This window comes from Fodinibius halophilus, from assembly GCF_011059105.1.
GTDB lineage: Bacteria > Bacteroidota > Rhodothermia > Balneolales > Balneolaceae > Fodinibius > Fodinibius halophilus.
The window spans coordinates 25,924-39,017 of sequence record NZ_JAALLS010000026.1; the positions used below are offsets into that span (position 1 = coordinate 25,924).

Below are 13,094 nucleotides of genomic sequence, written 5' to 3' on the forward strand. Positions count from 1 at the left end.
TTGTTACAAGTCGCTAAAAATAAAGAATTAAGCGTAAAGTTGTGATTTTTTTCTGAACTTCCAGAAATAGTTTCAGATGTGCAGAAATTTAAAGATTTTCAGCCGTTAATTATTGTAATCAATGACCTATATGCGGGATATCTCCCAACAAATAAACGAACAACTTTCTCTTCAGGGACAATTTGTTCTAGAGCGACTTCGTTCTGTTACTAATAGCGCAGTTTCTTTATTAAGCGAAACGGAATTGGAAGAGTTTCACTCGTTTTCGAACAAAACGAGACAGCAAGAATTTATTACTTCACGGGTCCTTTTAAAGAAGATGGCTCGCAAATGGAATGAAGAGGAGTTTTCGGTTCAGAAAGATAAATTAGGACAACCTTATGGAGTGGGGCATTCGCGTCGATACTATATAAGTATAGCACACAGCAAGGATAAGGTATTTTGTGGTATATCGCCTAACCGGGCTGTGGGAGTTGACTTAGAACCGATAGCAAGGGAAGTATCTGCTAGGTTGCGTTCACGAATTTTGCATCCTGAAGAATCAGAAGGGCTGGCCGAGTTGGAAACAATACGGCTGTGGACCATAAAAGAGGCCTTCATAAAACTTCGGGGACAAGGTCTTCGACTAAATATGAACCAAGTGCGGGTACAAAGCGAAGAGGATGCTTATTTTGTAGAAATTAATAATGACAAAAGAGCTAAAATTTGTAGTTTCAGGTCAGAAAATGACTGGTTGGCTATTGCACATTATCAGACTAAAAAATAGATTAGCATAACTTTTTATGAATATTACCTCCTACTCACGGGAACAAATTGCAAAAGGTATTAGCAAGGCAAAAGAGAAACAGGACGGTCCCAACGATCATATCCGCCTTCTTTTTGCTCCCGAACGAATAAATGAAGACAACTTTGATCGAGCTTGCGATATTTACAGTCGCCTTGATATGTCTAATTATGATACAGTGGTAGTCGTCGAGTCATACGATGAAAAGCTGGATAAGAAGTTGCCGATGTGTTCTAATGCTACGTATAGCACTTCACTGGGCGAAGTGCCGGTAAACGATTATATGCGTAACGAATTTTGTGATGAAGATGACGATTTCTTTATCCATGATGAGGCATTCAACGAAGATATCAGTCTGTTCCAACAGCTGATGTTTTTGCAGACTATTTCTGATGACTTCAAAGCTTTAGGTATTCAGATTGCCGACCCTGATCCTTCTATTGTAAAAGAAATTGGGTATGTGTTGGAAGAGGTTTTAGCTTCACGAAGTGCCTTAATCGTCTTTTGTTGTGATCTTGATAACGATCGCAAAGAAGAGTTCAGTCGTGTTGTTGAAATGATTGAAGACAAGAATGAATCTGCCCTGATGAACTATCTTAATAGCGGAGATTCCCACATTGACGGGACAACAGCTTTTATCGCCGGTATCCTGGTAGCCAATAAATGGGAGCTGGATCTTAATTTTTTAGGCGGTGAGTATGATGATTATTCCGGTAGTTTGTTAACGGCCTATGCCGACCGTCAACGAGTGGTATTTTAACCTCACAACATGCATTTGCCTGATACAACTATAATAGGAACAGGCGGGTTGGGGAGTGCCTTTATTAGGGGATTTGCAACAAAGGGCATTCCCATTAAAAGTATTTTTAATCGTACCTTGGCCAAGGTCGAACCACTGGTTCAAGAAGTACAGGTTGAAGAGAAGGGTACGTTCCCCAATACCAAAGAAGAGCTCGGGCAGATTATTTTTTTAACGGTACCCGATCGGTCTATCACTCAAGTAGCCGATAGATTAGCAAGTCTTAGTGATGACTGGAGTGATAAAACGATTGTACATTGTTCCGGCAATGAATCTGCGCATTTGTTGAAGGAGCTACAGGAAAAGGGGGGCACCACGGCCTCATTTCATCCCCTGCAAACCTTTCCACCGGGTTCCACCTCTGATCGTTTTGAGGATATATATTTTAGTATGCAGGGAGATAACTCTGCCTTCCCATTCCTCAAGGAAATTGCAGAACTGTTGGGAGCCCATTTTTTCCAGGTCAATGAAGAGCAGAAATCTCATCTTCACGCCGCAGCTGTTATGGCTTCGAATTATGTACATACTATTCTTGATGCGGCTGTTAATACTGCAGCTCTTGGTGATCTTTCCAGGGGAGAGAGCAAAAAAGCCCTGCTTCCCCTTGTTCAACAGACTGTAACAAATGCTGGAAAATATTCTCTTGAAGAAGCGCTTACCGGCCCCATTCAAAGGGGAGATCTTTCGACGGTTAAAAAGCATCTGCAATTGTTGGAAGAGGATGAGGAGCTACGGAAAATATATAGTCAGTTAGGTCGTAATACTGTTGCATTGGCGCTTCGTTCAGGGGCTATAACAGATGAAACAGCTGATCAGTTTTATAGTATCCTGAAATAGGGAATCGATTCTTTAGTCCTTTTCTTTGTATAAAGATACTCTTCTTACAGTTATACGCAGATGAAGAGCCGATATAGCCTCACATAAGAAAGGGAAATGACAAAGAATAATTATAAACGAGTACATGAGGTGGTCGATCGGATTCCAAGAGGGCGAGTTTGTACGTATGGTGTTATTGCCGAGTACTTAGGGATCACATCCGGGGCTCGCATGGTAGGCTATGCTCTTAATAATACCGGAGAAACGAAGATTCCTGCCCATCGTGTTGTTAACAGAGAAGGTGAGCTAACGGGGCGTTCCCACTTTCCGGATGATACGATGCAAGAACGCCTGAAACAAGAAGGGGTTACCTTTATTGATGAATATCAGGTTGACATTGAGGCTCATTTGTGGGATCCTTCTGAAGAAAGTTAATCAAGCAGGAATGATGAATATAAGACAGCTGCGTTTGAAATATATTGTATGGATATTTTTACTATCTATTGTGACTTCTGAATCATCAGCCCAACAAGCAGATTCAAAATTACAAGATATAACGCCGGATCAGCTGCAGGAGGTTGTGGACTCTTACCAGGGTGAAAAGGCTGTACTCATCAATGTTTGGGCTACCTGGTGTGCACCATGTATTGAGGAGTTCCCTGAAATTGTAAAATTGCAGCGAAATTATTCTGAAGAACTGAAAGTAATATTTATTTCTGCCGATTTTCCGAACAGCAGAGATAAGGCGAAAGAGTTTTTGAAAGAACAGGGAGTAGACTGGATAACTTATTTTAAGACCGGCAAAGATGAAGCATTTATAAATACAGTATCGGAAAAATGGACAGGAGCTTTGCCGTTTTCAAAAGTAATTGATATCAATGGTAATGTAGTGGACAGTTGGGAAAAGAAGGCCAGCTACAAAAAATTTGAACGTCATATTAAAACTGCAATAAACCCGTAGACTAATGAAAAAAATATATTTCGTATTACCATTAATTTGTGCGCTTTTTTTAATTGCATTTCTACCCCTTGAAAAGCCCATGGATGAACTTTCGATAGGGGCCAAAGCACCAATGGCGGACGTTGAGGTTACCGATGTATCCGGCGAAAAGCTGACGTTGAATGATGTAGCAAGGAAAAATGGCTTGTTGGTAAATTTCTCTTGTAATACCTGCCCATGGGTGGAAGCATGGGAAGACCGATACAATCCCATTGCAAAGTTAGCCAAAGAAAATGGAATAGGTATTATTGCCTTAAACCCGAATGCAGGGTATAGAAATAAGGGGGAATCCTTAAAGGATATGAAAGAGCGCGCCAACCAGAGTGATTACCAGTTCTATTATGCGCTGGATAAAGGTGCTAAGATTGCCAAGGTTTTCGGTGCCACACGCACGCCCCACATTTTCTTATTCAACAGCGACATGGAACTGGTGTATCGGGGTGCCATTGATGATAATGCTAAAAATGCCGATAAGGTAGAACAACCTTATCTCAAAAATGCGATTAAAGATTTAGTGATGGGGAACCAGATAAATCCGCAGACTACAAAATCTTTGGGCTGTACCATTAAATGGCCTCGTTAATTAAGGTTTTTCTCTGCTGAGGCTTTATTAGGATGGGTATAGACCAGCTGAGATTCTATGAGTTGCTATATTCCTAATTGTCTCAATATTTGCTTATTTTCAAGGTTTGTCGGCTAACCGGCAAACCTTTTTTTCTGAATTAAATATTTGATCTAAGAAATGCCTACGTGGACCTTACATACAGAATTTAAATTTGATGCTGCTCATTTTATAGAAGGGTACGACGGTAAATGCGGCAATATGCACGGACATACTTATAAGGTCCATGTTTCTGCTAAATCGCATAAACTAAATCCATCCAAATACTTGGATACCGATGATATGGTGTGCGATTTCCGTGAACTCAAATGGGCCGCAAAGAGTCCGAAAAAAGGCGGGCTGGATCATGCTGTATTAAATGAGGAATTAACAGTAAACCCGACAGCTGAACGGATAGCAGAATTTATTTATAAAGAGACTATGCAGCGTATTCCCGATGGTATATCACTAAAGATAACCGTTTGGGAAACAGAAACGTGCTGGGTGGAATATACAGAGGACAATGTTTAACGATATCGATCAGGACAAATTAGAATCTCTTGTAGACCAAGAGGAGATGAAAGCGGTGGAATATCCGTTGGTAGAGGATTTCTATACCATCCAGGGAGAAGGAGCTCATACAGGACGTCCGGCTTATTTTATTCGTACAGCCGGTTGTGATGTCAACTGTTGGTGGTGTGATGTACAAGAAAGTTGGGATGAAGAAGCACATCCCCCCAAGTCAGTTGGGCACATTGTTCAGAATGTCAAAGACAGCGGGGCCGAGTTTGCAGTTATTACCGGGGGTGAACCATTATTGCATGATCTGGATCCACTCACCTTTCAACTAAAGCAAGCCGGACTTCAGGTGCATATCGAGACCAGTGGCTCATCGCCGCTCTCGGGATATCTTGACTGGATTACCCTTTCCCCAAAGAGATTTAAAGAACCCATCGATGATATTTTTCCCTATGTCGATGAATTAAAGGTGGTAGTACTGACCAATAAAGATTTTGAATGGGCTGAAAAAAATGCCGAAAAGTGTCCCGATGATACCCAGCTTCTATTACAGCCTGAGTGGGAAAAAGAAGGGGCCGTTGAACTTATTATCGACTATGTGAAAGAGAATCCGGAATGGGGCATTAGTTTGCAGACGCATAAGTTTATGGGAGTGCGATAATGGCCAACCAGCAACAGCATTCTGTTGTTATTACCGGGGCCAGCCGAGGGATTGGTCGGCGCATTGCACTGGCATTTAACCGAGAAACAGATTTTGGCCTTATTCTTATTGCCCGATCTACTGACGGTTTAGAAGAGACAAAAGAGCTTTGTGAAGCTGAGTCGGATAGTTGTGTTCATATCATAAGCTGTGATGCCAGTGATTTGAAGTCGGTTGATGAAATTACTCTGCCTGAGCATTTTCCCATCCCAAAAGTTTTGGTCAATAATGCCGGCTACTTTTTGTTAAAAAAGCTTGCCGAGACGAGCAGTAAAGAATTTATGCAGCAGATTCAGGCCAATCTATTTACCGCTGTGAATGTGACTAATCGTTTTCTGGATGATCTGAAATCAAAAGAGCGATCGTTGATTGTTAATATATGTTCGGTAGCGGCAACAGAAGGTCGCAAAGACAGTGGTGCCTATTCTGCCTCTAAACACGGGTTGTTGGGATACACACGGTCGCTTAGGCGGGAATTGCTGGATACTAATGTAGGGGTTACAGCTATTAACTTAGGGCAAACAGAATCTTCTTCCTGGGAGGGATCTAGCATAGATCGAGACCGTTTAATTGCCCCCGATGATGTAGCTAACTTAATTGTTAACTTAACGTCCCTTTCTGAACGCACTGTTGTTGAGGAGATGGTGGTAAAGCCACAACATGGACGCGTGCCACCAATGTAGTGGTACTATGATTTGGTGGATGGAAGCAGCTGGTTATGTTCGATAGATGGCAATCTCCTTAGAAAATTTAGAAGTCTGGGTTCAAAATGGATATTGCTTGAATAATATTCTCAATTAAGGCGCCTCTCTACGAGCTGGGAGAGAAACGCTTTGGTTTGCTTCTTATTTGGGATGAGCTCTCATCTGTCGTCGGGCGGCTGGGAACGCCGTCCGGCGAATAATATAAAGCAAGGAAAAGTGAGGGGCCGAGCCGTGAGGTAGGATGGGGCTATTGATTAAACAATGATTACAAGTATCTGTGTTGTCTATTTTTTGTCAGCATCAGCCGATAGGCGGACCAGCAGAGCTGGAAGCCCCCCCCGTAGAACGGGGCACAGCAAAAAAACTGCTGGTACTACTACGCCAAGGCCTCGTAGCACGCAGGGAATCGTATCCCGAGGGCTGTCGGGACCAGACCTTGACTTTTACAATCGGTCGTTCCTAAATGGTTATTCCAAACGACATTAGAATTGTAAGCGGAGGCCAAGGTATGCGGTTGTGTATTTTGTACTGGTAAATTTTTGTGAATTAATTTTAAAAAGAAAAAGGACCATTAAAATACACGCATACTGCCGGCCGGAGCTGGGCTACAATTCTTAGTCTTGATTTTTTACGAGCCTTTTGGATCAAGCCAAAAGGCGGAAAAAGATGATTGCAATACATTTTGCTTGTTACTGTTTTTCAACGACGAAAAAAGTAACCAAATAAGCTATGTGGCAGTATCTAAAAGCATTATAACTCTTAAATTCTTTAAGAAAAAAAGCTTCCGCGGCATAACCACGGAAGCTTTTTCAATTTCTAATTATCTAGATGTTATGGCTTTGGTCGTTCAGCAACGCCACTTTCATAAGCTGCTTCTTCAACAGCAGATGAGACCTTACGAACCACATCTTTACTGAAGACACTTGGTACGATATACTCTTCACCAAGTCCATTTTCATCAATACAGTTGGCAATGGCATGAGCAGCTGCGAGCTTCATCTCTTCGTTAATATCCGTTGCTCGTGCATCCAAGGCACCACGGAAGAGTCCCGGGAATGCCAACACATTGTTAATTTGATTAGGATAATCGCTTCTGCCTGTGGCAATAATACGGGCGATATCACTGATTTTCTCCGGCATAATCTCTGGAACGGGATTAGCAAGAGCAAAGATAATTGGGTTATCAGCCATTTTCTCAATAGCTTCTTTTGGAACGGTTCCAGGTCCGCTTACCCCAATGAGAAGGTCAGCATCCGAAGTGGCATCCATAAGTGGGCCTTGCAGGTTATCGGGATTGGTGTTATTGGCAAGCCACTTTTTGCTGGAATCAAGGTTTTCTATTTCGCTTCGATTAATAATACCCTGTCGATCGCAGCATAGAATCTCACTGGCTCCGGCTTCTAATAAGATCTTGGTAATAGCAACTCCTGCAGCACCGGCTCCAACGATGACGATACGCAGATCAGACAGTTCTTTTTCCACAACTTTGAGAGCATTGATCGTAGCTGCCAGGGCAACAACAGCTGTTCCGTGTTGGTCATCGTGGAAGACCGGAATATCAAGCGCTTCTTTAAGTTTATCTTCAATCTCAAAACAGCGGGGGGCACTAATATCTTCGAGGTTTATTCCACCAAACCCGGGTGACATATGCTTGACCGTAGAGACAATTTCATCAACATCCTGGGTGTCAAGGCAGATCGGATAACCATCTACATCTGCAAACTCTTTAAAAAGCATCGCTTTTCCTTCCATCACCGGCATTGCAGCTTCCGGACCAATATCACCTAAACCCAGTACGGCCGACCCATCACTTACAACAGCCACTGAATTCTCTTTAATGGTAAGAGTATGTGCTTTCTCCTTTTCTTCTGCTATGGCTTGGCAAACACGTCCAACACCAGGGGTGTAGGCCATAGAAAGGGCATCGCGGGTATCTACGGGCACTTTATTTTCAATACGAATTTTGCCACCGAGATGTAGCAAGAAAACGCGATCTGATACATTGCGAACCTTTATGCCATCCAGCTTTTTAATAGCGTCTACAATATCCTGGGCATGTTCTTCGTCGCGGGCACTTACAGTGAGGTCACGCACTTTGTAATTGCCTTCCACCTTTACCACATCCACGGCACCGGGATCGCCTTTGTGATCTGCAATTATATTTAGTACTTCGGCCAGCATACCGGGCTTATTTTCAATGTACAAACGCATGGTAAAGCTGTAGCTGACACTGGGCTGTATTTCACTCATCTGATCTCGGTCTTGTTTGATTTAATTAATTTGGTTCTTCTGTTGCAAATAAATGTCTGCAAATATATCAATAATATTTTGGAATCTTAACAATAGTATTGGCAGTAATGTAATTTATCCTGGATAGTTATAGTTCCATAATACAGTTGTTGTAGTTTTGGGATATCAGGTTCTAAATGAATGACATGAAGTGGGACCAATGATGTTTCAACTTTTGTATGGATCTAACAACAGAAGGAGTGAATTTTATTGCTGTTGTATGTAGTGGATATGCCCTCAGGGTAAAACAACTTTACCTCTGCTTATTCTATCCCCAAATACGGTTTCTTGTTCATACAAGATGATTTACCCATAATATAATCTGATTACTCATGGCGGATCCAAATAATGAGCTTCATTGGTTTAATAAACTAACGGAGGAAGAGTCGTGTCAAAAAAGTTCTGATAAGAAACGACAATCGAAATCAAAAGGAAAAGAGAATATGGCGATAGGAAAGGTGAATTTTGACAAGTATGGACGTAATGCTCGACAATGGGTTATTGAGCTCACCAAGTTACTGGATCTTGAAACTGAAAGAGAGCGGGCATGGATTCTTTTGCGCGTTGTATTACATGCTATTAGAGATCGGTTGTCACCGACAGAAGTATTTCATTTATCGGCCCAGTTTCCAATGTTGATACGCGGAGCATTCTTTGAAGGGTATCATTATACTGGTGAGCCAAAAAAGTTTCATGTTGATGAATTAAAAAGCCGGATAGAAGAAGTATTACCTGAAGTGTTGGCCGGTAAGGAAGAGGAGGTTTTCAAGGCCGTTTTGATAGTTTTGTATAATCACATAAGCACCGGTGAGCTTGATGATATCTATGAAAATATGCCCAAAGACATTAAACAATTATGGGATGAGAATTTAAACATACAAACTGTATAACTTTTAAAGCATTAGTTATGGAAAAAGGTAAAGAACTGGCAAAAACAAATGTAACTGCAACCGACGAAAAGAAATCAGTGGAAAAACGCGAAGAATATATTGATAACTTTACTGCCAAGCTGAAGGAATGGAACCGGGAATTGGAAAGGTTCGAAATAAATAACGAAAGAAAACTAACTCAGTTAAGGCAAAAAATGGATAAGAGTATTTCCCAGCTGAAAGCAGAAAGAGATAAACTGAATAACAAGTTAGACCGGGTTGAAATAGTTGGAAGAGAAAATTTCAAGAATCTTCAGAAAGATCTTGATACCCTATGGGAGGATCTGAAAGAAGGTTTTTCAGCAGTTAAAAAGGAGCTAAAACGACATGATTAGCTCACCTCACGATGAGTAGCTATTCGTTAGATCCATAACCGCAAGGTAGCTGTTTAGAATTATTATAATTTTCCTTCAGTACTTATAGTCGTGCATACCTGTTTTCTCATTTAATGAAGAGCCAGTAGTTTCACTTCGACACAATAATAAGGGCCGTCATCTTCAAAAATGATCTTGCCGCCGGTTACTTCAAATACCTCTCCTTGTTTAAGAGGTGCATTTATGTAAGAGATAGGGGTATTAGGGACTTCGGAGCCCCCACCTTCACTTTCCCACCGTGCAATACTTTCCCATTCTTCTTTAAGATAATCAGCATCTTCTATTTTTATTTTGAGCGATCGTGTTGCCTTTTTCATAGCAAAGTTGGTTTAATTTGTGTTGGAATGTTTTAATGGTAACCATTGGAGAGTAAAAGTTGGGTAGGTAAGAGGGAATCTCTTTTTGTAGGGGAAAAGAATACGCATTGATTTCGTACGGAGAATGTAGCAGCATCTTAATGATGCTATTTAATTCAAAAGGAGGCTATTAGCAGTTGCTAATACGTATCTCAATCTGTGATGTGGGAGAAAGCCGTTCAACATGTATTAGAAATACTTACATCATTGTGGGGAGAACAGATCTCAACAATAGATAGGAAGGATTGACTTTTTATAAGAAAGCCAACTATAAATTAATATTATGAGTGCGCAACCCCATATTCTTATTTTGGGATGTAACTTCGCTGGGTTAAGAACAGCATTTGTTGGAGATCGCACAATAATATAACTGTCAAAAATGCTATGAATACACGCGAGATAGTCCGTAATTTACAATTACTTGGTGGGAGTATTGCATTATTTACTATAGCAGGTACAGGGTATATCATGGGAAGAGCCCTCAGGCATCATAAAACGAATAATGCTAATTCTGATGATAGTTCAACTGAAAAGTGGACAGGAACAATACAAAATGTTGAATGTCTGAAAGAAAAAGAGGAGTTAACACAGACTGTTGCAATTAAGCTAAAAACCAAAGGTGAAGAGATTTTAGTGTTTTTGGGGCCGGCATGGTATATCAACCATCAGAAGAAGCAATTGAATAAAGGTGATAAAATTACTGTCTTGGGAACAGCGATAGAAGTGGAAGGGGATTCACTTATTATTGCTACCCGGGTTATTCATAATAATACCCGGCTCATGCTTCGCGACGAACAGGGCATGCCATACTGGGATAACTGGCGGCAGGTAGGATAACTCATTAAAAAGCGATATATCAACACCAACAGGAGTTTTAATTTTGATGTATCGTAGTCATTAAAAACTCCTGCGGTTGGTGCTGATAAAAGATATTATTATTTGAGATGCTTTTTCCGTTCCTTTTTGCCCTCTACTTTTTCAACTAGCGAAGTCCATTTAGCATCGGGATTGATATAATTTTCTGCGAGATCTGTTAATCCCAAATCTGCTTCTTTTTCTTCTCGAAGTGTTTCTAGAAGTATTTCTCCGATATCATGACGTTCATGAGCTTTGGCATAAGCAATGGCAGTACCATAGCCCGCAATTTCGTAGTGATTGATATGTTGGATCGCAGTAATAATTGCCGCATCACAAACTTCCGGGTTTTGACAGCGATCAATTAGGTTTTGGGTATCTGAGATGATTCCTTGTATACCTTCGCAGCTTTCGCCGGTTTGTACCTCATCCAAGATATCAAAGATTTTATCAAGACGATCTAATTGGATTTTAGTTTCTCGACGATGCATATTTATAGTTTCATCAAGTTCGAATGATGTTACTTTTTTTTCTACATCAAGTAGAAAATTTAGCTGTTGTCGTTCTCCATCATACAAGTCACGTACCTGCTCTAGCATCAAATCGTAGAGGTCAAAAATTTCACGTTCTTTTTTTAGCGTTTTCATAACTCAAAAATTTAGTTAAAGTTTTCTGTTGGTTTATAGGTACTACTCGTGTGACAGAATGGTAAGGAGAGAAAATAGTTATAATTGTGTGGGATATACCCTTACACTCTTGTGGGGAAGTATTGTACTGCATATCATTTCAAAATTATGTATGCTAAGCCTAGGTAATATTATCGAACAATATGTAATGGTTCTGCAGACTAACGTAAAGGATCAGGTGTAACTATTATGTCAGAGAATCTTAAAAAAAAGATTATAGTTGTTGATGATCATCCAATGATGCGTAAAGGATTATCACAAACACTTAATGCTGAACATGGGTACGATGTGGTAGCACAGTTTGAAAGGGCTGAAGAGGTACTGCAAGAGTATCAAGATATTGAACCGGATATGGCAGTTATTGATATTTCACTGCCTGGGATGAGTGGGCTTGAGTTGGTGAAACATCTAAATTCATTGGATGCCGGATTAAAGATGTTAGTGGTTTCACGGCATGAAGAAACACTGTACGCCAAACGAGTACTTCGAGCGGGGGCCAAGGGATACGTTATGAAACAGGAGGCCGGTGACGTATTACTTAAAGCCACAAGGAAAATTTTTAATGGCGGTATTTATGTAAGTGATGACGTAAACGAGAAGTTACTGTTAGATATGGCCTGTGGCCGTGAAGATATTTCTAAATCACCGATTGACTTATTGAGCGATCGTGAGATAGAAGTTTTTGAGATGACCGGCAAAGGTAATAAAACCCGGGAGATAGCCGAGAAGTTACACCTGTCAGTAAAAACAGTAGAATCATATCGTGCACGTATTAAGACAAAGCTCAATTTGGAAAATGCCACTGAACTGATGATGCATGCGGTTAAATGGGTTGAAAATGAACAGGAATATTCACAATAAGGTGAGCCCTTATTACGGCCTGGTTATATTGTGAGCTCATTTATCAAGAGTGTAGAAATACTATATTACTTCTGACTAAAAACATTCTATTCAGCTACTGCTGAATAGGCGGTGATTCCTGATCTGATTATTAGTCACTGTGTGTAGGGGAATACCTTCATTTATATATGCATATTCACCTACAATTTGACTTGCGGATAGTACTGCATTTAAAGCTATTAATAATGCCTTTCTTTTTAATGAAGAGCGAGGTGGAAATCCATCTCCCTTAAAATAGCTAATAAACATAAAGAGATAGTAAAATGAAATCAGTAAAACGTTATTCAGATCTATCTGTACTTGAGTCTATGAGAAGAGAGATGGATCATTTTTTTGATGATCTTGCTCCTTTTTCATGGAAGAGAGGTAATGGAGGAAAAGAGATTTGGGCACCCAATTCCGATATGAGTGAAACCGAAAACGAATATCTAGTTAAAATTGATCTTCCTGGTCTTTCAAAAGATGATATTGAAGTCAACTATAAAGATCATCGCTTAACAATAGCGGGCGAACGTAAATTGGAAAAAGAGGAAGATGAGAAAAATATGATTCGTAAAGAGCGATATTTCGGCACCTTTGTACGTGCGTATACGCTCCCGGAAGCAATTAAAGAAGATCGTATTAAAGCTACATTTAAAGATGGCGTTCTCACCATAGAAGTTCCCAAAACAGAAGTTAAAAAGCCTACAAAAATTCAGATTGACTAAACAATAAATCCCCACAAGGATGTAGAGCCAGCCGTGAAAGGTTGGTTCTACCTCTCTGTAATTAAAAAAACAGAA

18 protein-coding genes are annotated in these 13,094 nt (G+C 40.5%); 15 read left to right on the forward strand and 3 right to left on the reverse strand.

Features of this window, described 5'->3' with window-relative positions; all coding sequences use genetic code 11:
• Positions 1-130 precede the first annotated feature (130 nt).
• The 10 genes from G3569_RS15915 to G3569_RS18450 all read left to right on the forward strand — a co-directional run bounded on the left by G3569_RS15915 (position 131) and on the right by G3569_RS18450 (position 6,386).
• Positions 131-766 (forward strand): 4'-phosphopantetheinyl transferase family protein, encoded by a 636-nt coding sequence (locus G3569_RS15915; protein WP_165271010.1) that lies wholly within the window; start codon positions 131-133, stop codon positions 764-766.
• A gap of 16 nt (positions 767-782) precedes the next feature.
• On the forward strand, positions 783-1,544 hold the full coding sequence (amrB, locus tag G3569_RS15920) for an AmmeMemoRadiSam system protein B (protein WP_165271012.1): 762 nt from the start codon (positions 783-785) through the stop codon (positions 1,542-1,544).
• Between the two features lie 15 nt (positions 1,545-1,559).
• The gene (locus tag G3569_RS15925; protein WP_165271014.1) at positions 1,560-2,420 is read left to right on the forward strand and encodes a Rossmann-like and DUF2520 domain-containing protein; all 861 of its coding nucleotides are present in this window, start codon (positions 1,560-1,562) and stop codon (positions 2,418-2,420) included.
• A gap of 96 nt (positions 2,421-2,516) precedes the next feature.
• Positions 2,517-2,834 (forward strand): MGMT family protein, encoded by a 318-nt coding sequence (locus G3569_RS15930; RefSeq protein ID WP_165271016.1) that lies wholly within the window; start codon positions 2,517-2,519, stop codon positions 2,832-2,834.
• Positions 2,835-2,844: 10 nt separating this feature from the next.
• Complete coding sequence (locus G3569_RS15935) at positions 2,845-3,360, forward strand: TlpA family protein disulfide reductase (RefSeq protein ID WP_165271018.1); 516 nt, start codon at positions 2,845-2,847, stop codon at positions 3,358-3,360.
• Positions 3,361-3,364: 4 nt separating this feature from the next.
• Positions 3,365-3,982 (forward strand): redoxin domain-containing protein, encoded by a 618-nt coding sequence (locus tag G3569_RS15940; RefSeq protein ID WP_165271020.1) that lies wholly within the window; start codon positions 3,365-3,367, stop codon positions 3,980-3,982.
• 159 nt (positions 3,983-4,141) lie between these two features.
• A complete protein-coding gene (locus G3569_RS15945; protein ID WP_165271022.1) occupies positions 4,142-4,531 on the forward strand; it encodes a 6-pyruvoyl trahydropterin synthase family protein in 390 nt (129 codons plus the stop codon).
• A complete protein-coding gene (locus G3569_RS15950; protein WP_205720247.1) occupies positions 4,524-5,180 on the forward strand; it encodes a 7-carboxy-7-deazaguanine synthase QueE in 657 nt (218 codons plus the stop codon). The genes G3569_RS15945 and G3569_RS15950 overlap by 8 nt, the downstream gene beginning before the upstream one ends.
• Entirely contained in the window at positions 5,180-5,902 is a 723-nt protein-coding gene (locus tag G3569_RS15955) for an SDR family NAD(P)-dependent oxidoreductase (RefSeq protein WP_165271024.1), read from the forward strand. Before G3569_RS15950 ends, G3569_RS15955 begins: the two co-directional genes overlap by 1 nt.
• Before the next feature lie 301 nt (positions 5,903-6,203).
• On the forward strand, positions 6,204-6,386 hold the full coding sequence (locus G3569_RS18450) for a hypothetical protein (RefSeq protein WP_205720248.1): 183 nt from the start codon (positions 6,204-6,206) through the stop codon (positions 6,384-6,386).
• A gap of 368 nt (positions 6,387-6,754) precedes the next feature.
• Here the strand turns inward: G3569_RS18450 and G3569_RS15960 are convergent, their stop codons facing one another.
• Positions 6,755-8,173 carry an NAD-dependent malic enzyme gene (locus tag G3569_RS15960; protein ID WP_165271026.1) on the reverse strand — a complete coding sequence of 473 codons (1,419 nt, stop codon included), beginning with the start codon at positions 8,171-8,173 and terminating at the stop codon, positions 6,755-6,757.
• Between the two features lie 371 nt (positions 8,174-8,544).
• Between G3569_RS15960 and G3569_RS15965 the strand changes: the two genes are divergently transcribed.
• Positions 8,545-9,102, forward strand: a complete 558-nt coding sequence (locus G3569_RS15965) for a DUF2267 domain-containing protein (protein WP_165271028.1) — start codon at positions 8,545-8,547, stop codon at positions 9,100-9,102.
• Positions 9,103-9,119: 17 nt separating this feature from the next.
• Positions 9,120-9,476 (forward strand): sll1863 family stress response protein, encoded by a 357-nt coding sequence (locus tag G3569_RS15970; RefSeq protein WP_165271030.1) that lies wholly within the window; start codon positions 9,120-9,122, stop codon positions 9,474-9,476.
• A 110-nt stretch (positions 9,477-9,586) separates the two neighbouring features.
• Here G3569_RS15970 and G3569_RS15975 read toward each other — a convergent pair whose 3' ends face one another.
• Positions 9,587-9,832, reverse strand: a complete 246-nt coding sequence (locus G3569_RS15975) for a hypothetical protein (protein WP_165271032.1) — start codon at positions 9,830-9,832, stop codon at positions 9,587-9,589.
• Between the two features lie 423 nt (positions 9,833-10,255).
• On the opposite strand from G3569_RS15975, the gene G3569_RS15980 reads away from it, so the two are divergent.
• Positions 10,256-10,708 carry a MamS/MamX family magnetosome protein gene (locus G3569_RS15980; RefSeq protein WP_165271034.1) on the forward strand — a complete coding sequence of 151 codons (453 nt, stop codon included), beginning with the start codon at positions 10,256-10,258 and terminating at the stop codon, positions 10,706-10,708.
• Positions 10,709-10,806: 98 nt separating this feature from the next.
• Here G3569_RS15980 and G3569_RS15985 read toward each other — a convergent pair whose 3' ends face one another.
• The gene (locus tag G3569_RS15985; RefSeq protein WP_165271036.1) at positions 10,807-11,373 is read right to left on the reverse strand and encodes a YciE/YciF ferroxidase family protein; all 567 of its coding nucleotides are present in this window, start codon (positions 11,371-11,373) and stop codon (positions 10,807-10,809) included.
• A 228-nt stretch (positions 11,374-11,601) separates the two neighbouring features.
• Here G3569_RS15985 and G3569_RS15990 point away from each other — a divergent pair, with 228 nt between their 5' ends.
• Positions 11,602-12,273 (forward strand): response regulator, encoded by a 672-nt coding sequence (locus G3569_RS15990; protein WP_165271038.1) that lies wholly within the window; start codon positions 11,602-11,604, stop codon positions 12,271-12,273.
• A gap of 302 nt (positions 12,274-12,575) precedes the next feature.
• Complete coding sequence (locus tag G3569_RS15995) at positions 12,576-13,019, forward strand: Hsp20/alpha crystallin family protein (protein ID WP_165271040.1); 444 nt, start codon at positions 12,576-12,578, stop codon at positions 13,017-13,019.
• Positions 13,020-13,094: the final 75 nt, after the last annotated feature.